The sequence below is a fragment of the Streptomyces sp. NBC_01635 genome, from assembly GCF_045209715.1.
Classification (GTDB): domain Bacteria; phylum Actinomycetota; class Actinomycetes; order Streptomycetales; family Streptomycetaceae; genus Streptomyces; species Streptomyces hirsutus.
The window spans coordinates 5,437,454-5,463,538 of the sequence record NZ_CP109277.1 but is presented as its reverse complement, the minus strand read 5'-3'; the positions used below and the strand labels follow the sequence as shown (position 1 = coordinate 5,463,538).

24 protein-coding genes are annotated in these 26,085 nt (G+C 69.7%); 3 read left to right on the top strand and 21 right to left on the bottom strand.

Annotated features, from left to right (window positions below):
- Positions 1-108: 108 nt before the first annotated feature.
- The 3 genes from glmS to OHB56_RS25585 all read right to left on the bottom strand — a co-directional run bounded on the left by glmS (position 109) and on the right by OHB56_RS25585 (position 4,518).
- The gene (glmS, locus tag OHB56_RS25595; protein ID WP_406355819.1) at positions 109-1,956 is read right to left on the bottom strand and encodes a glutamine--fructose-6-phosphate transaminase (isomerizing); all 1,848 of its coding nucleotides are present in this window, start codon (positions 1,954-1,956) and stop codon (positions 109-111) included.
- A 106-nt stretch (positions 1,957-2,062) separates the two neighbouring features.
- A complete protein-coding gene (locus OHB56_RS25590; protein WP_406355818.1) occupies positions 2,063-2,842 on the bottom strand; it encodes a hypothetical protein in 780 nt (259 codons plus the stop codon).
- A gap of 164 nt (positions 2,843-3,006) precedes the next feature.
- Positions 3,007-4,518, bottom strand: coding sequence for a polysaccharide pyruvyl transferase family protein (locus OHB56_RS25585; protein ID WP_406355817.1), 1,512 nt, complete (start codon positions 4,516-4,518; stop codon positions 3,007-3,009).
- A 194-nt stretch (positions 4,519-4,712) separates the two neighbouring features.
- On the opposite strand from OHB56_RS25585, the gene coaA reads away from it, so the two are divergent.
- Positions 4,713-5,702 carry a type I pantothenate kinase gene (gene coaA, locus OHB56_RS25580; RefSeq protein WP_326754283.1) on the top strand — a complete coding sequence of 330 codons (990 nt, stop codon included), beginning with the start codon at positions 4,713-4,715 and terminating at the stop codon, positions 5,700-5,702.
- A gap of 162 nt (positions 5,703-5,864) precedes the next feature.
- Here coaA and glmM read toward each other — a convergent pair whose 3' ends face one another.
- From glmM to rplM, 3 genes are all read right to left on the bottom strand, one after another.
- Complete coding sequence (gene glmM / locus OHB56_RS25575) at positions 5,865-7,223, bottom strand: phosphoglucosamine mutase (RefSeq protein WP_055592190.1); 1,359 nt, start codon at positions 7,221-7,223, stop codon at positions 5,865-5,867.
- A gap of 406 nt (positions 7,224-7,629) precedes the next feature.
- A complete protein-coding gene (gene rpsI / locus OHB56_RS25570) occupies positions 7,630-8,154 on the bottom strand; it encodes a 30S ribosomal protein S9 (RefSeq protein ID WP_326754282.1) in 525 nt (174 codons plus the stop codon).
- 42 nt (positions 8,155-8,196) lie between these two features.
- The gene (gene rplM / locus OHB56_RS25565) at positions 8,197-8,640 is read right to left on the bottom strand and encodes a 50S ribosomal protein L13 (protein WP_360038652.1); all 444 of its coding nucleotides are present in this window, start codon (positions 8,638-8,640) and stop codon (positions 8,197-8,199) included.
- A gap of 436 nt (positions 8,641-9,076) precedes the next feature.
- Between rplM and OHB56_RS25560 the strand changes: the two genes are divergently transcribed.
- A complete protein-coding gene (locus tag OHB56_RS25560) occupies positions 9,077-9,964 on the top strand; it encodes a hypothetical protein (protein WP_406355814.1) in 888 nt (295 codons plus the stop codon).
- Between the two features lie 82 nt (positions 9,965-10,046).
- On the opposite strand, the gene OHB56_RS25555 is transcribed toward OHB56_RS25560, so the two are convergent.
- The 5 genes from OHB56_RS25555 to OHB56_RS25535 all read right to left on the bottom strand — a co-directional run bounded on the left by OHB56_RS25555 (position 10,047) and on the right by OHB56_RS25535 (position 17,132).
- A complete protein-coding gene (locus tag OHB56_RS25555) occupies positions 10,047-11,132 on the bottom strand; it encodes an NlpC/P60 family protein (RefSeq protein ID WP_326754280.1) in 1,086 nt (361 codons plus the stop codon).
- A gap of 21 nt (positions 11,133-11,153) precedes the next feature.
- On the bottom strand, positions 11,154-11,636 hold the full coding sequence (locus tag OHB56_RS25550) for a poly-gamma-glutamate biosynthesis protein PgsC/CapC (protein WP_055592185.1): 483 nt from the start codon (positions 11,634-11,636) through the stop codon (positions 11,154-11,156).
- A gap of 54 nt (positions 11,637-11,690) precedes the next feature.
- On the bottom strand, positions 11,691-13,421 hold the full coding sequence (gene pgsB, locus OHB56_RS25545; RefSeq protein ID WP_406355812.1) for a poly-gamma-glutamate synthase PgsB: 1,731 nt from the start codon (positions 13,419-13,421) through the stop codon (positions 11,691-11,693).
- A 6-nt stretch (positions 13,422-13,427) separates the two neighbouring features.
- Positions 13,428-15,749 (bottom strand): HAMP domain-containing protein, encoded by a 2,322-nt coding sequence (locus OHB56_RS25540; protein ID WP_406359213.1) that lies wholly within the window; start codon positions 15,747-15,749, stop codon positions 13,428-13,430.
- Between the two features lie 207 nt (positions 15,750-15,956).
- Entirely contained in the window at positions 15,957-17,132 is a 1,176-nt protein-coding gene (locus OHB56_RS25535) for a CapA family protein (RefSeq protein WP_406355810.1), read from the bottom strand.
- A 200-nt stretch (positions 17,133-17,332) separates the two neighbouring features.
- On the opposite strand from OHB56_RS25535, the gene OHB56_RS25530 reads away from it, so the two are divergent.
- Positions 17,333-18,166: a hypothetical protein gene (locus tag OHB56_RS25530; protein ID WP_406355809.1), complete on the top strand. Its 834-nt coding sequence runs from the start codon at positions 17,333-17,335 to the stop codon at positions 18,164-18,166.
- Positions 18,167-18,215: 49 nt separating this feature from the next.
- On the opposite strand, the gene truA is transcribed toward OHB56_RS25530, so the two are convergent.
- The 10 genes from truA to secY form a co-directional block, all read right to left on the bottom strand.
- A complete protein-coding gene (truA, locus tag OHB56_RS25525) occupies positions 18,216-19,079 on the bottom strand; it encodes a tRNA pseudouridine(38-40) synthase TruA (RefSeq protein ID WP_326754277.1) in 864 nt (287 codons plus the stop codon).
- Positions 19,080-19,152: 73 nt separating this feature from the next.
- Entirely contained in the window at positions 19,153-19,668 is a 516-nt protein-coding gene (gene rplQ, locus OHB56_RS25520; RefSeq protein ID WP_326754276.1) for a 50S ribosomal protein L17, read from the bottom strand.
- Positions 19,669-19,782: 114 nt separating this feature from the next.
- Positions 19,783-20,805, bottom strand: a complete 1,023-nt coding sequence (locus OHB56_RS25515; protein WP_042165128.1) for a DNA-directed RNA polymerase subunit alpha — start codon at positions 20,803-20,805, stop codon at positions 19,783-19,785.
- A gap of 279 nt (positions 20,806-21,084) precedes the next feature.
- Positions 21,085-21,489, bottom strand: coding sequence for a 30S ribosomal protein S11 (rpsK, locus tag OHB56_RS25510; RefSeq protein WP_003956432.1), 405 nt, complete (start codon positions 21,487-21,489; stop codon positions 21,085-21,087).
- Between the two features lie 65 nt (positions 21,490-21,554).
- Entirely contained in the window at positions 21,555-21,935 is a 381-nt protein-coding gene (gene rpsM / locus OHB56_RS25505; RefSeq protein ID WP_055592178.1) for a 30S ribosomal protein S13, read from the bottom strand.
- 207 nt (positions 21,936-22,142) lie between these two features.
- The gene (gene rpmJ / locus OHB56_RS25500) at positions 22,143-22,256 is read right to left on the bottom strand and encodes a 50S ribosomal protein L36 (RefSeq protein WP_003974245.1); all 114 of its coding nucleotides are present in this window, start codon (positions 22,254-22,256) and stop codon (positions 22,143-22,145) included.
- Positions 22,257-22,320: 64 nt separating this feature from the next.
- Entirely contained in the window at positions 22,321-22,542 is a 222-nt protein-coding gene (gene infA, locus OHB56_RS25495; protein WP_003948620.1) for a translation initiation factor IF-1, read from the bottom strand.
- Between the two features lie 426 nt (positions 22,543-22,968).
- Positions 22,969-23,805, bottom strand: a complete 837-nt coding sequence (map, locus tag OHB56_RS25490) for a type I methionyl aminopeptidase (RefSeq protein ID WP_055592177.1) — start codon at positions 23,803-23,805, stop codon at positions 22,969-22,971.
- A 134-nt stretch (positions 23,806-23,939) separates the two neighbouring features.
- A complete protein-coding gene (locus tag OHB56_RS25485) occupies positions 23,940-24,593 on the bottom strand; it encodes an adenylate kinase (RefSeq protein WP_406355806.1) in 654 nt (217 codons plus the stop codon).
- On the bottom strand, positions 24,593-25,906 hold the full coding sequence (secY, locus tag OHB56_RS25480) for a preprotein translocase subunit SecY (protein ID WP_055592175.1): 1,314 nt from the start codon (positions 25,904-25,906) through the stop codon (positions 24,593-24,595). Before secY ends, OHB56_RS25485 begins: the two co-directional genes overlap by 1 nt.
- Between the last annotated feature and the right edge of the window lie 179 nt (positions 25,907-26,085).

Here is a 26,085-nt window from a genome sequence, read left to right as displayed (position 1 = left end):
TCTTCATCGCATGCCGCACGACCGCTCGAACGAGCAGCACATGGACAGTGACGCCCGAAGTGCTCACGCGTCCCGGCCCCGGCCGGGCTTCCCGAGCGGGCTCCGGCGTCACTCCACCGTGACCGACTTCGCCAGGTTGCGGGGCTGGTCCACCTCGTTGCCGCGGGCCGTGGCCAGTTCGCAGGCGAAGACCTGGAGCGGCACCGTCGTCACCAGGGGCTGCAACAGCGTGGGGGTGGCCGGGACCTGGATCAGGTGGTCGGCGTAGGGGACGACCTCGTCGTCGCCCTCCTCGGCGATGACGATGGTGCGGGCGCCGCGGGCGCGGATCTCCTGGATGTTGGAGACGATCTTGTCGTGGAGGACGGAGCGGCCTCGCGGTGACGGGACGACGACGACCACGGGCAGGTCGTCCTCGACCAGGGCGATCGGGCCGTGTTTCAGTTCTCCCGCGGCGAAGCCCTCCGCGTGCATGTAGGCGAGCTCCTTGAGCTTGAGCGCGCCCTCCAGGGCGACCGGGTAGCCGACGTGCCGGCCCAGGAACAGCACGGTGCTCTTGTGGGCGAGGGTGCGGGCGAGTTCCCGTACCGGCTCCATGGTCTCCAGGACCCGTTCCACCGAGCGGGCGATGGAGGACAGGTCCCGGACGACCGCGCGGATCTCGTCGCCGTACTTCGCGCCCCGGACCTGGGCGAGGTACAGGGCGACCAGGTAGCAGGCGACCAGTTGGGTCAGGAAGGCCTTGGTCGAGGCGACGGCGACCTCGGGGCCGGCGTGGGTGTAGAGGACGGCGTCAGACTCGCGGGGGATGGTCGAGCCGTTGGTGTTGCAGATGGCCAGGACGCGGGCGCCCTGTTCCCGCGCGTGCCGCAGGGCCATCAGGGTGTCCATGGTCTCGCCGGACTGGGAGACGGCGATGACGAGGGTCTGCTGGTCGAGGATCGGATCGCGGTAGCGGAACTCGCTCGCCAGCTCGACCTCGCAGGGGATCCGCGTCCAGTGCTCGATGGCGTACTTGGCGATCAGCCCGGCGTGGAAGGCCGTCCCGCAGGCGACGATGACGACCTTGTCGGCCTCGCGCAGCGCCTTCGGGGGGATCCGCACCTCGTCCAGGGACAGGGCACCGGAGCCGTCGATGCGGCCGAGCAGGGTGTCGGCGACGGCTCTGGGCTGCTCGGCGATCTCCTTGAGCATGAAGGAGGCGTAGCCGCCCTTCTCCGCGGCCGACGCGTCCCAGTCGATGTGGTAGGTACGGACGTCCGCCGGTGCGCCGTCGAAGCCGGTGACCGTGACCTTGTCGCGGCGCAGTTCGACCACCTGGTCCTGGCCCAGTTCGATCGCGGAGCGGGTGTGCTCGATGAACGCGGCGACGTCCGAGGCGAGGAACGACTCGCCCTCGCCGACGCCCACCACGAGCGGCGAGTTGCGGCGCGCGCCGACGACCACGTCCGGCGCGTCCGCGTGGACGGCGACCAGGGTGAAGGCGCCGAGCAGCCGCCGGCAGACGAGGCGCATCGCCTCGGCGAGGTCGGCGCAGGAGGAGAACTCCTCGGCGAGCAGGTGGGCGACGACCTCGGTGTCCGTCTCGGAAGCCAGGTCGTGGCCGCGTTCGGCCAGTTCGGCCCGCAGTTCGGCGAAGTTCTCGATGATGCCGTTGTGGACGACGGCGGCCCGGCCGGCGTTGTCGAGGTGCGGGTGTGCGTTGGCGTCGGTGGGGCCGCCGTGCGTGGCCCAGCGGGTGTGGCCGACGGCGGTCGCCCCGGTGGGCAGCGGCCGGGCCGCCAGTTCCTTCTCCAGGTTGACCAGTTTCCCGGCCCGTTTCGCCGTGGCGAGCCCGCCGTCCGCGAGGACGGCCACGCCCGCCGAGTCGTAGCCCCGGTACTCCAGTCGTTTCAGTCCGGCCGTCACGACGTCCAGCGCCGACTGCGGCCCCACATAACCCACGATTCCGCACATGCCCGGCAGCCTACGAGCCGTCAGGCGCCGGACAGGGCCGCCGCGTGCCCGGAATCGGAAATTCCCACCGGTGCGCGAGGCACCGGTGGGAACGGCAGGGGGTGCGTCAGCCGAGCTTGGCGAGCTGGGCGTCGGAGATCTGCGCCGGGAAGGGGGCCTCCTCGCCGGCGGCGATCGCACCGAAGTTGACCGCCGAGAAACCGGTGACGGTGGCGCCGGTGCGCGCGACGACGATCTTGACGGGCGCCTCGACGCCCTCGTCGGCGGCCATCGTCACGGTGATCTCGACGGACTCGTCGGCACCCTTCGGCCCCTCGGTCTTGGTGGCCTTCAGGAACTCGATCTTCTCGCCGGCGGCGGTGGAGGTGAAGCCCTTGGCGCACTTCTCGACAGCGGCGTCGACGTCCTTCATGACCTGCTCGGCGCCGCCGTCCTCGTAGGAGGCGAGCGTGACGAAGACCTTGTCCACGTCGAGGCCGGCGAGCAGGGCCTCCGCCGGGTCCGTACCCTCGGCGGGCTTCTTCGCCTCACCGGTCCAGGACCGCTTGACGGTGGCGGCGGGCGAGCCGACCGGGACCGCGAGCTGCAGGTTGGCGAGGGGCTGGCACGCCTCGTCGTCCGCCTTGACCTTGTCGGCGCTCAGGTCGTCCGTCGCGGGCACCTTGGTGACCACCTTGCCGTCCTTCATGTCGGCCTGCACCAGCGCGGCCTTCTCCAGTTCAGCCGCGGTCAGTGCCTTGGCCGCGGGCGCGGCGGAGGAGTCCGCCTTGCCCTCGTCCCCCTTGCCGCTGTCGCTGTCGCCGGAGCCACCGCAGGCGGTGACGAGCAGGGCGAGTGCGGCGGCGGAGGCGGCGAGAGCGGAACGGCGGACGGCGGTGGTTCTCACGGGGGAACTCTTTCTTCGAAGGCGCGGAGGAATCCGCAGCACAGTGCACGGAATATAGGCACAGCCCCCTCACAAATGATCATCGAAGGATCATTCGTAGGGGAACTGTGACAGTCACGTGATCCTGCTTCGTCCACCCGCCGGTCCGGCCCGATCCGGCCCGGTCAGCCCTTCTCTCCCGGCTTGGACTCACCGGGCTTCGGGATGCGGCGTACCCGGCGGCGGACGGCGGGGCCGATCCGGACCATGGCGCGCTTCTCGATGCCGCCGATGCGGCGCTCCAGTGCCTCGAGCCGCTTGCGGGTGGCCGCCAGTTCCTTCTGTGCGGCGGTGAGCCGTCGGCTGGTCTCGCCCGCCCGCTCCTCGGCGGCGGCCAGCCGGGTGCGCAGTTCCTTGTTCTCCCGGACGCGCTTGTCGATCCGGGTGTTGGCGACGGCGATCCGCTCGCGCAGCCGGCTGACCCGGTAGCGCATGTGGCCGTCGTCCGAGCCGTCCCAGACCGGCATCGAGGCGGGCAGTTCCAGGGCGGCGAGACGGGCGTCGAAGGCCGCGCCGCGGTCGCCGTGGGTGTACGTGTTCCGCAGGCCGTTGCGGTCGAGGAAGGCGACGATCCGCTCGAACCGCTCACCGTGGTACTTGATCATCGCCGAGTGGTCGGCGGCCTCGTACAGGTCGCGCGGGTCGGTGTCCGCGGACAGCGAGTCGATCGGGACGTGCGGGATGTCGAAGTAACGGCACAGTTCGAGGGTCCGCGAGTCGTGGGTGAGCACGACGCTCGGCGTACCGGCCAGCAGGGCGGCGATGTTGCCGTGGATCCGGGTGCCGTAGGCGAAGTCGTGGCCGCGCAGCTCGTCGATCCAGGTGGCCGGGTCCAGCGGCATGCGCACCTTGTTCTCACGCATCAGCCGGTGGCTGAGCTGGAGCGGGAACGGGTCCTCGACGCCGGTCTCCGGCGTGAGGTCGCCCCAGAACAGCAGTTCCGCGTCGGCGAGGTTCTGCGCGTAGTAGAGCAGGTGGGGGTAGCGCTCCGACGCGTGACGGGCCAGACCGGCGATGTCTCCCACGGGGATGGCGTCCGGGGAGAGGTTGACGGCGATGCGCGAGGACGCGGTCAGCTCGACGGCACGGACGGCCGGGAAGGTGTCCCCGTACAGGAACATGGACGGACAGCCGATGATGTCGACGCGGTCGGCGGGGAACCCCAGGTCGGTGAGGTAGCGGGCGGTGAGCTCGCCGCGGACACCGATCGACGCGGACCGCTCGAGGACGGCGGAGACGAAACGTTTCACCGACGCCTCCATCGGTCTCAGCCGCCCGGTGTCGTAGTCGGCCCCGGTCTGGGCGCCCACGCCGAAGACGACCACGGGGATGGCGAGTTGCTCCACCAGCGCCGACAGCCGGTCCAGGGACGCCTGGAAGGCGGGGCGGAAGGCGTTCGCCAGCGGCACGACGAAGGCGTCGTACTGCTCGTTGATCTCGGCCGCGCGCCGGGCGGACGGATCGGTGCGGATGCCGTTCGAGACGACGTCGGTGTCCGGCGCGGACAGCATCTTGTGGGCCGAGTCGCTGAAGAGAAGATTGCCCGTGTTGGTCCCGATCAGATCCTGGTGGATGAACTCCGTCGGCGTGGCCACGCGGAGCGGGCTCTTCCCGGAACGGATCAGAATGCGCTTCACACGACACTCCCCGGCTGCTGCGGCTGATGGGCTCGACGGCGACCCCTGCCGCTACGAAATGCTATACACGGTGCAAAGAAAACCGGACACGGGGTACGCAACTTCTCGCAACTCCCCTCGGTCTCCTTCCACTCCCCCTCGCCGCGTGACGCAGCCCACGAACCATCCCGTTCAAACTCCGTTAACAATGGACTGTGATCTCACCGGTCTCCTCGACGTCCCGGAGCGCCCAGCGGCAGCGGCCGGAGGCGACTCCCTACCTCGACCTCACCCGTGCGGAGTGGAGCGCGCTGCGCCACAAGACGCCGCTGCCGCTGTCCGCCGACGAGGTGGAGCAGCTGCGCGGACTCGGTGACGTCATCGACCTCGACGAGGTGCGGGACATCTACCTCCCGCTGTCCCGGCTGCTCAACCTCTACGTCGGCGCCACCGACGGGCTCCGGAGCGCACTGAACACCTTCCTCGGCGAGCAGGGCTCTCAGTCGGGCACGCCCTTCGTCATAGGGGTCGCCGGTTCCGTGGCCGTCGGCAAGTCCACGGTGGCCCGGCTGCTCCAGGCCCTGCTCTCCCGCTGGCCCGAGCACCCGCGCGTCGAGCTGGTCACCACGGACGGCTTCCTGCTGCCGACGAAAGATCTCCAGGCGCGCGGCCTGATGTCGCGGAAAGGTTTCCCCGAGTCGTACGACCGTCGCGCGCTCACCCGTTTCGTCGCCGACATCAAGGCCGGCAAGGACGAGGTCACGGCCCCGGTCTACTCCCACCTCATCTACGACATCGTCCCGGGCGAACTCCTCACCGTGCGCCGCCCGGACATCCTGATCGTCGAGGGCCTCAACGTCCTGCAGCCCGCGCTGCCCGGCAAGGACGGGCGCACCCGGGTCGGACTCGCCGACTACTTCGACTTCAGCGTGTACGTGGACGCCCGGACCGAGGACATCGAGCGCTGGTACCTCAACCGGTTCCGCAAGCTGCGCGCGACCGCCTTCCAGGACCCCTCCTCGTACTTCCGCAAGTACACCCAGGTCTCGGAGGAGGAGGCCCTCGACTACGCCGGCACGATGTGGCGGACGATCAACCGGCCCAACCTGGTGGAGAACATCGCCCCCACCCGCGGCCGGGCCACCCTCGTCCTGCGCAAGGGCCCGGACCACAAGGTCCAGCGCCTCAGCCTGCGCAAACTGTGACCTCGGGGACGGGACACCGGTCGTGACCCGAGGGCGGGGCGATCGCCGTCGCCGCCCCGCATCCGTCCATCCCGCATCCGTCCGACCCGCGTCCGTCCGACCGGTGCGCGGCCGACCGGTGACCGCCGGGCCGGCACCGCCGGACGGCGGCCACCCGCTCCGTCAGCCCAGCGCCGACTTCACCACGTCCGCCAGGCGTCCCGCGACCGAGCGGGCCTGGTCGATGTCGGCGGCCTCCACCATCACGCGGACCAGCGGTTCGGTGCCCGAGGGGCGGAGCAGCACGCGACCGGTCTCCCCCAGCTCGCGCTCGGCCTCCGTCACGGCCACCGCGAGTTCCCCGGAGCTCTGCACCCGGGTCCTGTCCACGTCGGGCACGTTGATGAGCACCTGCGGCAGCCGTTCCATCACCGACGCCAGCTCGCGCAGCGGACGCCCGGTCTCGGCGACGCGCGCGGCCAGCAGCAGGCCGGTGAGCGTGCCGTCGCCGGTCGTGGCGTGGTCGAGGACGATGACGTGGCCGGACTGCTCGCCGCCGAGGGCGTAGCCCTGCTGCTTCATCTGCTCGAGCACGTACCGGTCGCCGACCGCGGTCTGCACGAAGTGGATGCCCTCGCGCTCCATGGCGAGCTTGAACCCGAGGTTGGACATCACGGTCGCGACGACGGTGTCGGAACGCAGTGCGGAACGTTCCCGCATCGCCAGCGCGAGCACGGCGAGGATCTGGTCCCCGTCCACCTCTTCACCGGTGTGGTCGACGGCCAGGCAGCGGTCGGCGTCGCCGTCGTGCGCGATACCGAGGGCGGCCCCGTGCTCGACGACCGCGGCCTTCAGCTGCTCCAGGTGGGTCGAGCCGCACCCGTCGTTGATGTTGAGCCCGTCCGGCTGGGTGCCGATGGTGACGACCTCGGCCCCGGCCCGCGCGAACGCCTCCGGCGAGACCCGGAAAGCGGCGCCGTGCGCCTCGTCGAGGACGATCCGCAGGCCGTCCAGCCGGTTCGGCAGGACGCCGACGAGGTGGGCGACGTACGTGTCGAGCCCCTCCTCGTAGTCCCGCACGCGGCCCACGCCGGCGCCGGTCGGGCGGTCCCAGGGGGCGCCGGTGCGGTGCTCCTCGTACACGGACTCGATCCGGTCCTCCAGCTCGTCGGCGAGCTTGTGGCCGCCGCGTGCGAAGAACTTGATGCCGTTGTCGGGCATGGCGTTGTGGCTCGCGGACAGCATCACACCGAGGTCGGCGCCGAGCGCTCCGGTCAGATGCGCCACGGCGGGCGTCGGCAGCACGCCGACCCGCAGCACGTCCACACCGGCGCTGGCCAGTCCGGCGACCATGGCGGCCTCCAGGAACTCCCCGGACGCCCGCGGGTCACGCCCGACCACGGCGGTCGGCCGATGCCCCTCGAACGTGCCCGCCTCGGCCAGTACGTGCGCGGCGGCCACGGAGAGGCCCAGCGCCATCTCGGCCGTCAGGTCCGCGTTGGCGACACCGCGCACGCCGTCCGTGCCGAAGAGTCGTCCCACTTGTCCTCCTGAGAAGCGTCAGTGTCGAAATCCGTATCGAAATGCCGTACCGGAAGTCATTCGGAAGTCGTATCGAGCGTGATGTCGCGAGGGTGTGATGCCGGACCGCGGGCCGAGGACCCGGGCACCGCATCGGACGCCAGGCACCGGACGCCGGACGTCAGGTACCGGGCATGGCCCTTGGCCCGCAGGCCACGGCCCAGGGGCGCACGTGAGGTGTTCGTTCGACGGTCGCGCTGCGTGTGCGGCTTCCGCATCCCGAGGCAAGCACTCCCCGGCCATCCGATCAGATTAGCCGTCGAGCGCCTTGTGTCGTTATACGCCCGCCATGGAGAGAAAACGAACGCCCCGGCGGCACTGTGGCGTGCCGCCGGGGCGTTCGGAGTACATGCAGGGACAGCTGCAATCAGCGCTTGCTGTACTGCGGGGCCTTGCGGGCCTTCTTCAGACCGGCCTTCTTGCGCTCGACCGCACGGTCGTCGCGGCGGAGGAAGCCGGCCTTCTTGAGCGCGCCGCGGTTGTTGTCGACGTCCGCCTCGTTCAGCGCACGGGCGACACCGAGACGGAGCGCACCGGCCTGACCGGAGACACCGCCACCCGCGATGCGGGCGATGACGTCGTAGCGGCCCTCGAGCTCGAGCACCTTGAAGGGCTCGTTCACTTCCTGCTGGTGCACCTTGTTCGGGAAGTAGTCCTCGAGGGTGCGACCGTTGATCTTCCACTTGCCGGTGCCCGGAACGATCCGGACGCGGGCGATGGCGTTCTTGCGACGGCCCAGGCCGGCGGCCGGCTGCGGCTCGCCGAAGTGGGACGCCATGGACTCCGAGGTGTACTCGCCCTCGACGGGCACCTCGGACTCGGTGGTGTAGCTGTCGATGTCGATGTCGGTCTCGGTCTCTTCGAGCGGCTGCTCGGCAGTGGTCTCGGCCACGATGCTCCTCAGATTCTGTTCAGTCTTAGGGGGTGGCCGGAACTACTGCGCGACCTGGGTGATCTCGAACGGCACCGGCTGCTGGGCAGCGTGCGGGTGCTGGTCGCCCGAGTAGACCTTCAGCTTCGACAGCATCTGACGGCCCAGGGTGTTCTTGGGGAGCATGCCCTTGACGGCCTTCTCGATGGCCTTCTCGGGGTTCTTCGCCAGCAGCTCGTCGTAGCGGACCGAGCGCAGACCGCCCGGGTAGCCCGAGTGGCGGTACGCCATCTTCTGGGTCCGCTTGTTGCCGGAGAGGTGCACCTTTTCGGCGTTGACGATGATGACGAAGTCACCGGTGTCGACGTGAGGGGCGTAGATCGGCTTGTGCTTGCCGCGCAGGATGGAGGCCGCAGTGGAGGCCAGACGACCCAGGACGATGTCCTGGGCGTCGATGACGAGCCACTGGCGCGTCACATCGCCGGGCTTGGGGCTGTACGTACGCACGGTTCGTAGCCTTCGCTTCTTCAGTGAGTGGTCCTGACATGGTCACCGAAGACGATCACGACAGCCCTGACCGCACCGCGGTGACGCATACCGCGTGCAGGTCGCTGGTCATCGGCCCGGTGGACCGGTGTAAGGGCCCCTCACGTGAGAATGAGCAAGCCAATACACATAACAAACATGCAGAATACCCATGCTCGGCCGGACGGGTCAAAACGAGTCCGCCGCGCGTGGGCCACACCGACTCTACAGGCGTTCGCCACCACCCGTCCCTCTCCCGTTCGCCGGGCCTGTCCCCCCTCGTACGCCGGGCCCTCCGCGCGGCTCGCACCAACCACCCGGAGTTGTCGCTTTTGCCCCTCGGGCGGGGCAACGGCGTGGACTGCGCGCGGGGTTGGGGCGGACCGGCGCACCCCGCTCCCCGTCTAAGATGCGCCCCATGAGTTATGGGCAGGGGGGACCTCCTTCGCAGTGGGATCCCTGGAAACCGCAGTCTCAGCAGCCCTGGAGCAGCGGGGGCGGGAGCGACAGCGGCCAGGCACCGGACTGGGCCGCGCTCGCCGAGGCGTCCGAGACACGTCACAAGCGACGGCGGCTGCTGTTCATCGGCGGCGGCGCGATCGCCACCGCCGCGATCGGCACGGCCGTGGCGGTGGCCGTCGTCTCGGCGAACGGCAGCAACCAGGCCTCCGACCCGTCCTCCCAGCTGCCGGCGACCGCCGGCCTGCCGAGCCCCACCGGCACGGTCCCGTCGTTCGCCCCGACGAGCGCGCCGCCGCCGCTGGACCCGAAGGACTTCGTCTCCAGCGCGCAGAAGGACCGGGCGCCGCTGGGCCCCGACGTCCTCTTCCCGGGCACGCAGCTCACCATGGGCGACACGGTGTACAAGAAGGGCCCGACGGCCGACACCCGCAACTGCGCCTCGGCCGCCAAGGCCACGCTGCCCAAGGTCCTCACGGACAACGGCTGCAGCCGTCTGCTCCGGGTCACCTACACCAAGGACGACGTCGCGGTGACGGTGGGCGTGGCCGTCTTCGACACCGAGGCACAGGCGGCCAAGGCCAAGCAGCAGGCCGACGCCAAGAGCATCATCAAGTCCCTCGCGGGCGGCGGGGTGAAGGAGTTCTGCGACGGCGCGGTCTGCCGGTCGACCACCAACTCCTACGGCCGTTACGCCTACTTCACCCTCTCCGGCTTCACCGCCGCCAAGAACGTGACGGAGAAGGACAAAACCGTCTTCTCCACCGGCAACGATCTCGCGGAGTTCACCTTCCGTCAGATCCTCCGCCGCGGCGAGGCACAGGCCTCGGCCGCCGCGGAGGAGTGACGACGGCCCGACGCACTCCTCGGACGACGAAGCACCGAGCCGGACCCGGCTCGGTGCTTCGGTGCTTCGTTCCCTCAGCGCCTCACAGCCGCTTCGCGCTGCGCAGCGTCTTCGCGTAGTAGCCGTTGCCGTCCAGCCGGGAGACACCGCCGATGTCGCCGATGGTCGGGCCGTTGACCTCCTCGCGGCTGGACACGAAGATCAGGTGGCCCTCGGTGTCGTAGCCGAGCACCATGCCCACGTGGTCCAGCCGCTCCTTGGTCCGCGCGTCGAGCTTGAAGAAGACGAGGTCCCCGGGCTGCAGCTGGTCGATGTTGGCGGGCCGGTCCTCGGCGGACACGCCGGTCAGCGGGAGCACGTCGGCGCCCAGCTTGGAGCGGGCCATGCCGTTGGCGGTGCGCGGCAGCCCGTCGCCGGAGGCGCTGTCCAGGGACATCAGCGGGTAGCGGGCGCGGTAGCCGAGCACCATGCGGATGAAGCCGGAGCAGTCCAGGGCCCTGGCCCGCATGGCCTCCGGCGCCCCGACGGCACCGTCCCGGAAGGGGTACTGGACGCCGAGGAAGTCGTAGAAGTCGGACTGCTCCAGGCGCAGGTCGCCGCCTTCCGCGCCGGTGGTGTTCAGCGGGCCGAAGTCGGCGTCACCGGCGTAGAGCGTGCCCTGCTCGTCCTTCTTGTCCGGGGCGCCGGTCACGTACTGGAAGGCGAACGCGAAGAGGTCGTCCTCCTCGCTGTCCTTGTTCTCGGCGTACCAGTCCTTGAACCACTGTTCCTTCTCCGCGCCCTTCTTCCACTCCTCGGGCAGGAGCCGGACCCAGTCCCGGGTGGACACCTTGGACTTGGTCGCGGCCGGCTCCTGGAAGGTGCGGGCCTTCCCGGTCAGCGTCGCGGTGCGCGACCCGTCGGTGAGGACCGCCACGATCTGCCCGTCGCCGCCGCGCAGCACCGAGCGCGCCGGGTTCTCCAGCCGGGACCAGGTCGCCTTGCTGTCGTCCGCCCCGCCCCCGGACCCGCCGGTGCCGTCGAGGACACCGACGTTGCGGACCTCGGTGACCCCGGGCACCTCCTGCTTGCGCAGCTCCACGGTGAGGTAGCCGGAGGCCCCGACGAGTGTGAGCACCACCAGTCCGGGGACGATGTGGCGCGTCTTCTTCTTCCCTTTCCCTGCCATCGGAATGCTCCTCGATTGTTGTCAGACGGTGGGCATGACGCCGAGCAGCAGGCCGGCGGCGATGACGATGTAGGCCATGAGTGACACGGTGCCGGTGGCCAGCAGGGTGGGCCCCTTGGGCTGGCGCACCATCTGGTAGGCGATCAGACCGGGCACGATGAACCCGAGGGTCTGGTTGCCGTACAGCAGCGGGAACTCGAGCGAGAGCACGATCATCACGGTGCCCTGGAGCAGTACGCCCAGCAGGACGACCGCGGCGAACAGCCGCTTGCCGTAGAGGATCACCAGTCGCTGCATCACCTTGGTGCCCGCGTAGGTCAGGGCCGTCACGCCCACCACCATCGCCGCGCGCTGCAGGTCCTCGATCAGGGTGAGCGCCAGCCAGCCCGGGGTGATCATCCCGCCGGGCGACAGGTTGGTGGTGAGATAGCACAGCAGTGAGAAGAACAGACCTATCGCGATGCCCAGAGCGGCCATCTCGGGAGTCAGTGCGGCGGTGATCAACGGGGTCTCCGGGCAGGTGTGCGGAAAGAAGAAGGGCGGTCGGCCCGCGGTGGGTCAGCGACGCGGAGGCGGTCCGCCGCCGTCCTCGTCGGTCGGGTACCAGGGCCCGCCGTCGGGCTGCTCGTCGTAGTACGGCCGGCTCTGCCGCTCGGGCCCGTGCTCCTGGTACTGCTGCCCGTACTGCGGAGGGCGCTGCCCCTGCTGCGGTGCGTGCTGTGCGGGCCGCTGCTCGTACTGCTCACGCTGCTCGTGCTCCGCGTGCTGCGCGTGCTGCTGGTACTGGCCTTGCCGCGGGTACCGGTCCTGCTGGGCGTACTGGCCCGGCCGGCCCTGCTGCCCGTACGGCCCCGGCCGACCCTGGGGCGCGGTCTGCGTCGCCGCCCCGGGTCCCGCCTGCTGGACGGGGGCGCGGCGGCGGATGAGGGGGATCTCCTGGGTCTGGGAGGCCTGGTAGCGCTCCTCGTACGCCGTCGGGTAGGCGGCGAACGGGTCCAGGCGGGGCGCCTGCTGCGCCGGAACGGCGGCGGCCTGGGCCGGGGCCGGAGCCGTCCGGTCCGGGTCGCTCTGCTGCTCCGGACCGGACGGCTGGTCCGGGTCGGGCGTGTCGTCCGCGGGGAGTTCGGCCAGGTACTCCAGCAGCTCCTCGCCCTGGCCGTGGATGTTGCCGATGGCGACGAGCGAGGAACCGTCGGACATGCGGCCGAGCAGTTCCGGCATGAACTCGTGGGCGTCCCGGCGGTCGCCGCCCAGGTCCACCGCGCGGTCCCGCCACTCGGCGGGAATGGCGTCGATGGCGCTCTTGGCGGGGTGCCCGATGACGAAGACGTTGTCCGGCTGGAGGTCGGGGACGATCTCGCCCATCTGCCCGTTGCGCTCCACGCGGTCGGGGCGGCAGTTGATCACGACGTTCAGCGGGCGGCGGATGGCGCCGAGGTCGAGCAGCTGGTTGATGTTCATCAGCGTCGACTCGGGGTCGTTGGCCGCGAAGACGTTGGCGAAGGCCAGCCGCTTGTTCTCCTCGGTCACGTACTTCTCCACGGAGAGGACACCGGGGTCCGGCGGAGCGTCGTACATGCCCTGCAGGGCGACCTCGCGTTCCACACCGAGCAGCTCGGCCACGACCAGGGCGATCGCGACGTTCTCCTTGAACGTGAACCAGCTGAAGCCGCGCAGCTCCTCGTCGGTGACCATCTCGGGGTCCGCGTAGATCAGCTTGCAGTTCCGGGCGTCGGCCTCCTCCTGGAGGATGTCGAAACGATCCTTCTCGGCGGTGACGCAGATGCCGTCCTGGGGCATCGAGCGGCACAGCGAACGGGCCACGTCGTCGAGCGTGGGGCCCATCTCGGCGAGGTGGTCCTCACGGACGTTGCACAGCACGCCGATCGTCGAGCGGATCAGCTTGCTCTGGTTGACCTCCTGGAGGGCCGGCATGACCGCCATGCACTCGATGACGAGCGCGTCGGGCCGGTACGCGGCGGCCCGACGGACGATGCCGATCTGCTCCACCACGTTGGCGATGCCGAACTTGCGGTAGACCGGCTCCTCGGTCGCGTCCGGGTGGATGAACCGGGCGGCCGTGCCGGTCGTCTTGGCGACCGTGGTCAGGTCACCGCCGCGCAGGGCGCCGGCGCACAGCCGGGTGATGGAGGACTTGCCGCGGATGCCGTTGACGAGCACCCGGGACTGTATGGAGTGCAGGGCGGCGTAGTGCCGGCGCTGCTCGATGACGCCCGCGACGAACAGCAGCAGGCAGCAGACGAGCAGGGCGCAGTAGAGATAGAGCACGGCGGGTCACCTTCCTCCGGCGCCGAGCCGGGGTTCACCGGGTCGGGGCTCGGTCGGCCGGGGTTCGGCGGGTCGGGGCTCGGCGGTTCGGCGGGGCTGCTGCCGGCGGGCCTGGAGCTGCTGACGGATCAGTTCGAGGCTGCGGACGACCGCTCCCACCTCGTCGTGGTACGTGGGGTAGAGCACCGCCTTGAGGTCGCCGTCGGCCAGCTTCTCGGCGCTGGTGGCGAGGGCGCGCAGCGGCCGGGCGACCACGAGGTGCACCCAGCCCAGGCAGACCACGATCGCGGCGAGCCCGAGCAGGCCCGCGAGCACGCTGCGGTCCTCCCGCTCGTACGCGGTGATCTGGAAGCGGTCGGCGTTCTGCCAGCTGACCACGGTCCAGCCGGCGTCGGCGGCGACACCGCCGCCGCTGAAGGGAGCCGCGGCCGCGACGGTGACGCTGCCGCCGTCGCGCAGGAGGAGTCCGTTCTCGACGGGCCCGGCGCCGACCTGCACACCGGCCGCCCGGACCAGGTCGGTCAGGGACTCGCGGGGCAGCTCCTCGAAAGCGAGGAAGCCGTTGCTGGCGGCGAGGGTCCGCCCCTTCGCGTCCACCACGCGGACCTCACCGAGGCCGGGACGTTTCAGCAGCGAGTTGAGGAACTCGATCCGCACTTCGCCGACCAGCGTGACGCCCTTCTCCTCCGGGACGGGCGCGCCGGCCTGGACCACCGGCCGCTTGCCACCCTCCCCGGACACCCGGACCAGCGGCAGGTCCTTCCCGTCGCTCCACTCGTGCGGGTCGCCACCGGCTCGGGCGACGACCTCGCCGCCCGCCTCGACGACGTACAGCGCGCCGTACCGGGTGTGCTTGCGCAGGGCGTCCTTGAGCACGTTCTCGGTGGCGTCCCGGTCGGAGACGTCGACGAGACGGGAGGTGGAGACCAGGTCCGCCTGGGCCTCGTTCAGGGCCCGGCGGACGCGGTCGGACACCAGGTCGGTGCGGTCGCGCTGGTCGTTGACCATGGTGGCGGGCACGCTGACCGAGTCGTCGGTGCGGTTCAGCAGCAGGCCGACCGGCACGCACCACAGGAGCAGCAGCACGGCGGTCACCACGAGCTGCACCCGGATTCCGAACCGCGTCCTGCCGGCGCGCCTCGCGCCGCCTCCCCCGTCGAAGCCACCGGGTCCGCCGGGACCGTTCGGCTCGCCCGAGCCGCCGAGCTGGCCCCTCAGCCGTTCCAGGGCGTTGCCGATACGGGCGGCCTCGCCGCCGCGGAAGGCACCGACGGGACGGGTGAGGTCACCGCGGGCGAGCCGGCGGGACTCCAGGAACAGCCGCAGCAGGGGCCGCTGCACCCGGGCCCACAGGAATCCCGCAGCGAGCAGGCCGAGCACCACCAGGGCGCCGGCCGCGATCAGTCCGTACAGCTCCCGGCCGGTAGCGCCGCTCTGCTCGGCGACCGCGGGGAGCATGGCCACGACCGTGAGGCCGAGGCCCGCCGCGACGCTCTCCTTCTCCTCGGGGTCGGAGGAGGAGAGCGAGGCGTATCCGACGGCGACGACGCGGCCGTTGTATTCGCCTCCCGTCAGGGTCCCGCTGACGCCGGGGTAGCCGCGGGAACCGGGCTGCTTGGCGGTGACGGGGTGTTCCTCGGTCCGGTCGGCCGCCTGGGCGGACAGGTCGGACATCTGCTTCTGGAGGAATTCGAGTTCCTGGCGCTGCTGGTCCGAGTTGAGCGCCTCGGACTGCTCGAAGCCGGCTGTGGCGAGCACCTCGCCGCCGCGTGCCGCGACCGCCATGGTGCGGAACGGGCCGAGCGTGATGGGCGGCACGGACAGGCTGTTGGAGGCGATCAGGAGCTGCTGCGGGCCGTCCTTGCGGTCGAGGAGGGCCATCGTCATCAGCCGGACGTCACCGGTCTCCAGCCGCACCATACGCGGGAGGAGGGCGCTCTTTCCGGTGAGGACGTCCTTGTCCAGCCAGGCGAGCGGGATGCGTTCGCCGCGTGCGGCGAGCACGTCCCCGCTCTCCAGGTCCACCACGGTGGTCCCGGTCCACTTCTGGTAGGTCCTGCCGAGGTCGGAGAGGACGTCCTCGGGCTCGGCCGGCTTTCCGGCGTTCAGCGCGGTGGCGGTGCGCTGCAGGTCCGTGACCCGCTCGTCGATCGAGGCGCGCAGGGCGATCGCCCCGTCCTCGGCGTAGTGCTGCTGGGAGGAGAGCACGGCCTTCGGCACGACGGGGTCGCTGCCGGGGCCGAGCACCTTGGCGGTCAGCCCGGCCAGGGCGAGGATCAGGACGCACAGCACCGCGATCGGCGGGCGGATGCCGCCGAGCAGCGGCATGTCCGCCCGTCTGCGGCTGCGGCGCCGCTTCTGTGCCGTGGGCGGCGCGACATGGCTCGATGTCACCGGTGGTCTTCCTTGGTCTTTACGCGGGTGCCGGGCGTACGCCGGCGCACCAGGACCGCGGCCGTGCGACGTCGTCACTCAATAGACTGATAAACGCCGACAAGGTTGTATCCCCGGCGCGGACTTCGGGTGTGGGGCCGGTCACTTCTCCAACGAGAGCTGCTCCAGGCCGTCGCCGCCGGGGGCGCCCCGGTTGTAGAGGAAGCCCCGGGTCCGGTCGATCGCCAGCCGGTAGCGGGCGAGCCGCTCCTCGGACAGGTCGCCCGGCTTGTCCAGCATCAGCTGGGCGTCCACCAGCCGGAGGTCCTGCACAGCGCCGTCGGGCACTTCCTCCTCGTCCTCCACCTCCGGCGGGATGTCCACCAGCGTGGTGCGGTAGCGCGCCTTCACGTCCCAGCCCTCGGTGGTCTCCTGGAACTCGAACCAGCCGATGGCTCCCTCTTCGGTGAGTCCCGTCGGCGAGGAGTGCCGGGCCAGCTGGTTGCCGAGGCTGTAGGCGACCCAGGTGCCGTTCACCTTCTGGATCGGCTGGACGACGTGCGCGTGGTGCCCGATCACGAGGTCGACACCGGTCTCCTCGGTGAGCCGCTGCGCCATCTGCAGCTGCGGCACGCTGGGCTCGTTGTAGTGCTCCAGCCCCCAGTGGACGGAGAGGATCACCACCTCGGCGCCCTCTTTCCGGGCCCGGGCCTCGCCCTTCTTGATCTCCTCGGTACTGAGCCGGTTCAACGCCCATGTGTGCTTCTCGGACGTCGGGTTCAAAAACGACTCCCAGGAGTAGGACAGGTGCGCGACCTTGACGCCCTTGACGTCACGGATGTTGATCGACTCCGCTTCCTTGGCCGACCGCGCCGATCCGGCGTGCCCGAGGTCCAGGTCGTCCATCACGTCCAGCGTGCGCCGCACGCCGTCCATCCCGTGGTCGTACGTGTGGTTGGAGGCGGTCGAGCAGGTGTCGTAGCCCACGTCCTTCAGTGACGTCAGGACCTGCGGCGGGACCAGGAACTCCGGGTATCCCTCGAAGGGCCCCTCGGGCTTGCCCACGGCTGTTTCCATGTGGCAGATCGCCAGGTCCGCCTTGCTGATGACAGGCTTCACCCCGGCGAGCGTCGGTCCGAAGTCCAGACCCTTCTCTCCCTCGCCGGTCGCCTCGGCATCCTTGGCGGCCTGTTCCACCAGCTCGGGGTGGATGAGCACGTCCCCCGCGGCGGCGACGGTGAAGGAACGCCCTCCCGGCTTGGCCTGGGGCTCCACCGAACCGTCGGCGGTACCGCACGAGGCCAGCAGCCCGGTCAGTACGACCAGGGTGGCGGCCACCCGAACCTTAGGGAGAGACTTACGCAGTGTCACACGGTCATATTCACATGGTCCCCACACCCGCCGCGCCGATTACCATTACGAGACAGTCACGTTTCTTTCCAATTATCGCCCTAGTGCTACTTGTTCTGACAATGACGAGTTGCCAGGTGAACACGGGGGGAAAAACGGAGGAAAACGTTCCGACATCCCGGGAACTGGTGGACCTCCGCAGCCGCATCCTCACGTACACGAAGACCTTCAAGCGCGACGGCTCCTATGCGCCCCCCGACGCCGACCAGCGCGACCGGCTCGCACGCGGCGTCGGACGGCTCCTGGACCAGGACCCGCGGGAGGCGGACGAACTCCTCGCCCCGATCGGCCTGCGCGTCACCCGGCTCACCGACACCGCGACCGGCCGGCGCTACGACGAGGTCGCCGCCTCGGGCGAGGGCGCGAGCACACGGTGGGGACGGCTGTACCTGAACGCGGACTCCCCGGTCCGCTGGAGCGCCCAGGTACCGCATCCCGTCTCCGACCGGGAGACCGAGTCGCTCGGCCTGCGGCTGCTGGAGGACAACCCGGGCGGCGCGCTCGTCCTGGCCGGCTCCCACCGCCGGGCGGGCGACGGCGACGACAGCGACCGCGTCGCGGATGTGGCCCACCGCGAGGACAGCGCCTTCCACCTGATCGTCGTGGAGCTGCAGAAGCGCGGGGTGCCCGGCATCCAGCTGCACGGCTTCGCCGAGGCCTCCGTGAAGCGCTACGACGCGATCCTCTCCGGCGGTGCCGCGCAGAGCGCGCCCGGCGAGGCGTCCGCGCTGGCCGACCGCCTGGAGGAGGACGGGCTGCGGGTCTGCCGGGGCTGGTCGGCCCGCTGCCCCCTGGAGGGCACCTCCAACGTTCAGGGCAAGGCCGCGCAGCAGCACCACGCGGTCTTCCTGCACCTGGAACTCGCCCCGGACGGCCGCGGCGAAGGACCCCGCTCCCAGGAGGTCGTGGACGCCCTGTCGGGACTGCTCACGACCTGGACGGAGAAGGGGGCGGGGAACTGAGCGGAGAGCCGGGCGAGGAGGGGGAGCGAAAAGCCGGGCCGACCCGGGATCAGCAGCACCGGGCCGGCGGAGCCGGCAACGACCGCTTGTTGCGGGCCTCCTTGGAGCGGGCGGCCAGGAGGTCGTCGGACGGATACCCGACCTCCTCCAGGGTCAGCCCGTGCGGACGCACGACGTGCACCGCCGAGTCCCGTACGCCCGCCGCCAGCACCTTGCCCGGCCAGTCGGGCGCGCGGTGGCCGTCGCCGACGAACAGCAGCGCGCCGATCAGCGAGCGCACCATGTTGTGGCAGAAGGCGTCGGCCCGCACCGTCGCCGTGATCACCCCGTCCGCGCCGCGCACCAGGCTCAGCTCCTGGAGCGTACGGATGGTCGTCGCTCCCTCCCGCCGCTTGCAGTACGCGGCGAAGTCGTGCTCCCCCAGCAGCCGGCCCGCCGCCTCGTTCATGGCGTCGACGTCGAGCGGCCAGTCGTGCCACAGCACATGGCCGCGCAGCAGCGGGTCCACCCCGCCGGGGTGGTCGGTGACGCGGTACGCGTAGCGCCGCCAGACTGCGGAGAAGCGGGCGTCGAATCCCGCCGGGGCCTCGGCGAGGGACCAGATCCGCACATCGCGGGCCAGCCGTCCCGCGAGCCGCTTGAGCAGCTTCTCCCGGTGCTGCTCCCACAGTTCGGCCGGGAGGTCGACATGGGCCACCTGCCCGCGGGCGTGCACCCCGGCGTCGGTCCGTCCGGCCACGGTCAGTTCGTACGTCGTCTCCCCGGACCGCGTGACGGTCCGCAGGGCGTCCTCGATCTCCCCCTGCACGGTCCGCCGGCCCCCGGCCTGCTTGGCCCAGCCGGAGAACCCGGTCCCGTCGTAGGAGAGATCCAGACGGATACGGACGTGTCCGGGCTGCGCTTCGTCACTCACGTACAGATCCTCTCAGGCAGACGAAAGCGGGCCCGCCCCGGGAAGGGCGGGCCCGCTTCGGCGAGACAGTGCCTCAGGCGTCCTTGGACTCCTCGGCCGGGGCCTCGGCGGCCTCGTCCTTGGCGTCCTCGGGCTTCGCGTCCTCGACGGCCGCGTCCTTCGTGAGGGCGTCTTCCTTGACCGCGCGCTTGGTCGCGGCCTCGGCCTCACCGGTGGCCTCCTGGGCGACCGTCAGGGCCTCGACCAGCTCGATGACGGCCATGGGCGCGTTGTCGCCACGACGGTTACCGATCTTGGTGATACGGGTGTAGCCACCCGGGCGGTTCTCGTACCGCGGGCCGATCTCGGTGAAGAGCGTGTGCACGATGCTCTTGTCCGTGATGACCTGGAGCACCTGGCGGCGGTTGTGAAGGTCGCCCTTCTTCGCCTTGGTGACCAGACGCTCGGCGTACGGACGCAGCTTGCGCGCCTTCGCCTCGGTGGTGGTGATCCGGCCGTGCTCGAAGAGCGCCTTCGCGAGGTTCGCGAGGAGCTGCTTCTGGTGCGCGGCGCTGCCGCCCATACGGGTACCCTTGGCGGGCTTCGGCATGGTGTCTCTCCTAGGTGTCTGCCCCGGCCGTATCAGGTACCGGGGTCAGTATCCGAGCAGGCGGTCGCCTGTCGGAGATCCGGGGCCTCCCCGAAGGGAAGCCCCGGAAGGTTCTCAGTACTGCTCGGTCTCGACGAACCCGGCGTCCGCGTCGTCGTCCGCACCGAAGGCGTCCGCAGCCGCGGTGGGGTCGAATCCGGGCGGGCTGTCTTTCAGAGCCAGGCTCATGCCGGCCAGCTTCGCCTTGACCTCGTCGATCGACTTCGCGCCGAAGTTGCGGATGTCGAGGAGGTCGGCCTCGGAGCGGGCGACGAGCTCACCCACGGAGTGGATGCCCTCACGCTTGAGGCAGTTGTACGAGCGGACCGTGAGCTCCAGCTCCTCGATCGGCAGCGCCAGATCGGCGGCGAGAGCGGCGTCCGTCGGGGACGGGCCCATGTCGATGCCCTCGGCGTCGATGTTGAGCTCGCGGGCCAGACCGAACAGCTCGACCAGGGTCTTGCCGGCCGACGCCATGGCGTCACGCGGACGCATGGCCTGCTTGGTCTCGACGTCGACGATCAGCTTGTCGAAGTCGGTGCGCTGCTCGACACGGGTCGCCTCGACCTTGTACGTGACCTTCAGCACGGGGCTGTAGATGGAGTCGACCGGGATACGGCCGATCTCCTGGCCCACCTGCTTGTTCTGCACGGCGGAGACGTAGCCGCGACCGCGCTCGACGGTCAGCTCCATCTCCAGCTTGCCCTTGCCGTTGAGCGTGGCGAGGACGAGGTCGGGGTTGTGCACCTCGACACCGGCCGGGGGCGCGATGTCGGCGGCGGTGACCTGACCCGGGCCCTGCTTGCGCAGGTACATCACCACGGGCTCGTCGTGCTCGGAGGAGACGACCAGCTGCTTGATGTTGAGGATCAGGTCGGTGACGTCCTCCTTGACACCCGGCACGGTGGTGAACTCGTGCAGGACGCCGTCGATGCGGATGCTGGTGACAGCAGCGCCGGGGATCGACGACAGGAGGGTGCGGCGGAGGGAGTTGCCGAGGGTGTAGCCGAAGCCCGGCTCCAGCGGCTCGATCACGAACCGGGACCGGAACTCGTCGACGACCTCTTCGGTCAACGAGGGACGCTGAGCGATCAGCATGTGGAGATCCTTCTTTCGTGGACGCCCGCTATTTGACGTCCGACGGAAACCGCACCCGGTGAGGAGTGCGGGCACTGCAAGGGTACGGGCGGTACGGCCCGTATACGGAGCGTACCGCCCGAAAAATCACTGCCTGCGTGGCGCCGGGTCAAGGACTCGGATGCGACGCGGCCGCATCAGACGTGGCGACGTTTCGGCGAACGGCAGCCGTGCTGCGACACTGCGGGGGCGACCCCCGCACCCCCAGCAGGAGGCCGACCGACCGAACCGACGACCGACTCAGACGCGGCGACGCTTCGGCGGGCGGCAGCCGTTGTGCGGGGTCGGGGTGACGTCCTGGATGGAGCCGACCTCGAGACCGGTCGCCTGGAGCGAACGGATGGCGGTCTCACGACCGGAACCCGGGCCCTTGACGAACACGTCGACCTTGCGCATGCCGTGCTCCTGGGCGCGGCGGGCAGCCGACTCGGCGGCCATCTGCGCGGCGAACGGCGTGGACTTCCGGGAGCCCTTGAAGCCGACGTGGCCGGCGGAGGCCCAGGAGATCACGTTGCCGGACGGGTCCGTGATGGAGACGATCGTGTTGTTGAACGTGCTCTTGATGTGCGCGTGGCCGTGAGCGACGTTCTTCTTTTCCTTGCGGCGCACCTTCTTGGCAGCGCCCTGACGTCCCTTGGGGGGCATCTACTAACTCCTACGGGAGGTGGTCGGTCCTTCAGCGAAGACCGTGGACAGGTGTCCGCTGCGGACTACTTCTTGCCCGGCTTCTTCTTGCCGGCGATGGCGCGACGCGGGCCCTTGCGGGTACGCGCGTTGGTGCTGGTGCGCTGACCGCGGACGGGCAGACCGCGACGGTGACGCAGACCCTGGTAGGTGCCGATCTCGACCTTGCGGCGGATGTCGGCCTGGATCTCGCGACGGAGGTCACCCTCGGTCTTGACGTTGTTGTCGACGTACTCGCGGATCGCGACGAGCTGCTCCTCGGAGAGGTCGCGAACGCGGGTGTTCGGGTCGACGCCGACAGCGGCCAGCGTCTGCTGCGAAAGGGTTCGGCCGATGCCGAACACATAGGTGAGGGCGATCTCCACGCGCTTTTCGCGCGGGATGTCAACACCGGAAACGCGTGCCATTCAATGGCTCCAGTTTGTTGTCGGAGGTCTTCCGCAGAACCGTCCCCCAACCGCCGTCCTCGCCTGCTTCGACGATTTGGTACGGACTGGGTCCCCGGCCTCCGAGCCAGGGGTGTCGAGCCGGAAGGCTCGGGCTCTGCGTATGAACGTGTACTGCTCGCGTCGCGCGAAGTTCTGCGGGAAGGCGCAGAGGGTGGATCGTGCGGTTCAGCCCTGGCGCTGCTTGTGGCGCGGGTTGTCGCAGATGACCATGACCCGGCCGTGACGGCGGATCACCCTGCACTTGTCGCAGATCTTCTTGACGCTCGGCTTGACCTTCATGGGATTGAAGTTCTCCGGGCTCAGTGCCCCCGCATCACAGGGAGAGGGGGCAAGATCTACTTGCTCACTTGTACCGGTAGACGATCCGGCCACGGGTCAGGTCGTACGGAGAGAGCTCCACCACGACCCGGTCGTCAGGGAGGATGCGGATGTAGTGCATGCGCATCTTGCCGCTGATGTGTGCCAGAACCTGGTGGCCGTTCTGGAGCTCGACCTTGAACATGGCGTTCGGAAGAGACTCGACGACAGTGCCCTCGATCTCGATGGCACCTTGCTTCTTGGCCACGCTTCGCCCTTCGAATCGACTACCTTGATCGGCTCTGCCGCGCACCGCACGCGCATGACGTGCATGCAGACATGCGGGTGCACAAGAGCCGACGAGTCAGTCTACGTCAGGGGCCCCCGGAAAGACGAATCGGGAAGTCTGCCCCACCCACGCGATCCTTAACCCGCCGACTTCCGCGAGCACCGGGGTTCGTCCCGGCGGATCCGGCGCGGCCGTGATCCCGTAGCCGGTCCGCCTCGGCCCGCCTCCGTCAGCGCGACGGAGCGCTCCGGAGTGCTCCCCGCGCGAGGACCGGGTCCCGTCCGTCGCGATGACGGTCCGGCCGCACCCCGAGCGTCCCTCTCGCGGCTCGGCGCCAGGGGCGCCTCACAGGCCTCCGGCGGTTGCGCCCGCCCCGGCCGACGGTCGCGGCGAGGCCTCCCTCACTCAGGCGAGCGGATCCGGCGCCGCCGTGATCCCGTGCTCGGCCAGCTTCGCCTTCCCGCCGTCCGGGGCGGTCAGCACCAGCGGGCCCGCCTCCGTCAGCGCGACGGAGTGCTCCCAGTGCGAGGACCAGGTCCCGTCCGTCGTGATGACGGTCCAGTCGTCCTCCAGCACCTGCGTCTTCGCCGTGCCCAGCGAGACCATCGGCTCGATGGCCAGGCAGAAGCCCGGAACCAGCTTGGGTCCCTTGCCCCGGCGGCGTTCGACGTAGTTCAGCAGATGCGGGTCCATGTGCATCTCGGTGCCGATGCCGTGGCCGCCGTAGTCCTCGATGATCCCGTAGCGCCCGCCGCCGGGCTTCGGCTGCCGGCGGATGTAGGTCTCGATGGCACGGGAGACGTCGACCAGCCGGTTGCCCGGCTTCATGGCCGCGATGCCGGCCCACATCGACTCCTCGGTCACCCGGGACAGCTCGACCAGCTCCGGGGCGTGCCCGGACCCGACGAAGGCCGTGTAGGCCGCGTCACCGTGCCAGCCGTCGATGATGGCGCCGCAGTCGATGGAGATGACGTCCCCGTCCTTGAGGACCACCTCGTCGGAGGGGATGCCGTGGACGACGACCTCGTTGACGGAGGTGCAGATCGTCGCGGGGAAACCGCCGTAACCGAGGAAGTTGGGCTTCGCGTCGTGCTCCGCGAGCACCTTGCGGGCGACCTGGTCCAGGTCCTTGGTCGTGGCCCCGGGCACGGCCGCCTCGCGGGTGGCCGCGTGAATGGCAGCGACCACCAGCCCCGCCTCACGCATCTTGGCGATCTGCTCGGGGGTCTTGATCTGCACCATGAGGACGACGGCCTTTCTGGACCGGAGAGAGTACGGACACCGTCAACGATACGGGGGACGGCGTCCGCGCCCGCTCCCCCCGCACACACGTCGGCCGCGGCTCCCCGCAGGGAACCGCGGCCGGACGGGCACAGCTACTGGTCCTGCTTGAGCGCCTCCAGCGCGCGCCCGGTGACTTCCTCCACCGGGCCCATCGCCCCGATCGTCACCACGAGGCCCTGGGCCTTGTAGTAGTCGATGATCGGCTCGGTCTGCGTGTGGTAGACCTCCAGCCGGGTGCGCACCGTCTCCTCGGAGTCGTCGTCCCGCTGGTACAGCTCGCCGCCGCAGACGTCGCAGACGCCTTCTTTGGCCGGCGGGCTGTACGTCACGTGGAAGACGTGGCTGGAGTCCTTGCGGCAGACCCGCCGCCCGGCGATCCGCTTGACCACCTCGGCCTCGGGGGCCTCCAGGTCCAGCACCGCGTCCAGCGTGATGCCCTCGGTCTCCAGCAGCTCGTCCAGCGCCTCGGCCTGGGAGACGTTCCTCGGGAAGCCGTCCAACAGGAAGCCGGCCTCGGCGTCCGGCTGCTCCATGCGGTCCTTCGCCATGGCGATGGTGACCTCGTCCGGCACCAGGTTGCCCGCGTCCATGTAGGACTTCGCGAGCTTGCCCAGTTCGGTCTGCCGGCTGATGTTGGCGCGGAACAGATCGCCGGTGGAGATGTGGGGGATGCTCAGCTTCTCGGCTAGGCGGGTGGCCTGCGTGCCTTTCCCAGCACCGGGCGGCCCGACGAGGACGATTCGCATCAGCGGAGGAACCCTTCGTAATTGCGCTGCTGGAGCTGGCTCTCGATCTGCCTCACCGTCTCGAGGCCGACACCCACGATGATGAGGATGCTGGTCCCGCCGAACGGGAAGTTCTGGTTTGCCCCGAAACCGGCCAACGCCATCGTCGGCACGAGAGCGATCAGCCCCAAGTACAGCGAACCCGGCCAGGTGATCCGGTTGAGTACGTAGCTCAGGTACTCAGCGGTCGGTCGGCCAGCCCGGATGCCCGGGATGAAACCACCATACTTCTTCATGTTGTCAGCGACTTCTTCGGGGTTGAAGGTAATCGCCACATAGAAGAATGCGAAGAATACGATCAAGAAGAAGTACAGAATGATGTGCGCCGTTGCTCCGGGGTCGGCCAGGTTCTTCGTGACCCACGTCGCCCAGCCCGCGGTGGAACTGGAGAACTGGACGATCAGCGCCGGGATGTAGAGCAGCGACGAGGCGAAGATGACGGGGATGACGCCCGCCTGGTTCACCTTGAGGGGGATGTAGGTGGACGTACCGCCGTAGGAACGGCGGCCGATCATGCGCTTCGCGTACTGCACGGGAATCCGGCGCTGCGCCTGCTCGACGAAGACGACCAGGCCGACCATGACCAGACCGACGAGCATGACCGTGCCGAACTCGATCCAGCCGTCCGCCAGGCTGCCCTGCTCCTTGATGGCCCACAGGGCGGAGGGGAAGGTGGCGGAGATCGAGATGAACATCAGCATCGACATTCCGTTGCCGACGCCGCGGTCGGTGATCAGCTCACCGAGCCACATGACGGCGGCCGTGCCGGCGGTCATCGTGATGACCATGGTGATGGTCACGAACATCGACTGGTCGGGGACGATCTGGCTCGCCACCGGGCAGCCCTGGAAGAGGGCTCCGCTGCGCGCGGTGGCCACCAGGCCGGTGCCCTGCAGGACGGCGAGCGCCACCGTCAGGTAACGGGTGTACTGCGTGATCTTCGCGGTACCGGACTGGCCCTCCTTCTTCAGGGCCTCCAGCCGCGGGATCACCACCGTCAGCAGCTGCAGAATGATGCTCGCCGTGATGTACGGCATGATGCCGAGCGCGAAGACCGTGATCTGCAGCAGCGCGCCGCCGCTGAACATGTTGACCAGACCGAAGATGCCTTGGTTCGCCTGGGCCGCGTCCATGCAGATCTGGACGTTCCGGTAGTCGACGCCCGGGATCGGAATGTTCGTACCGATCCGGTACACCACGATGATGCCGAGTGTGAACAGCAGTTTCTTGCGCAGGTCGGGCGTCTTGAACGCCCGGGCGAACGCGGTGAGCACGGTGCCTCCTGCGACCCCCGCGCAACCGCGTCAAGGGTGATGGTCTTGAGGTTCGACGAATACGTAACGGTCAACCTTCGCCCGAAGTGCCCGTGTGGGGCGCCCGGGGAAAGTGGGCAGTGCAGGCCACCTTACCGGCGGACCACCGCCCTAGGAACGACCAACCGGGGATACCCCAT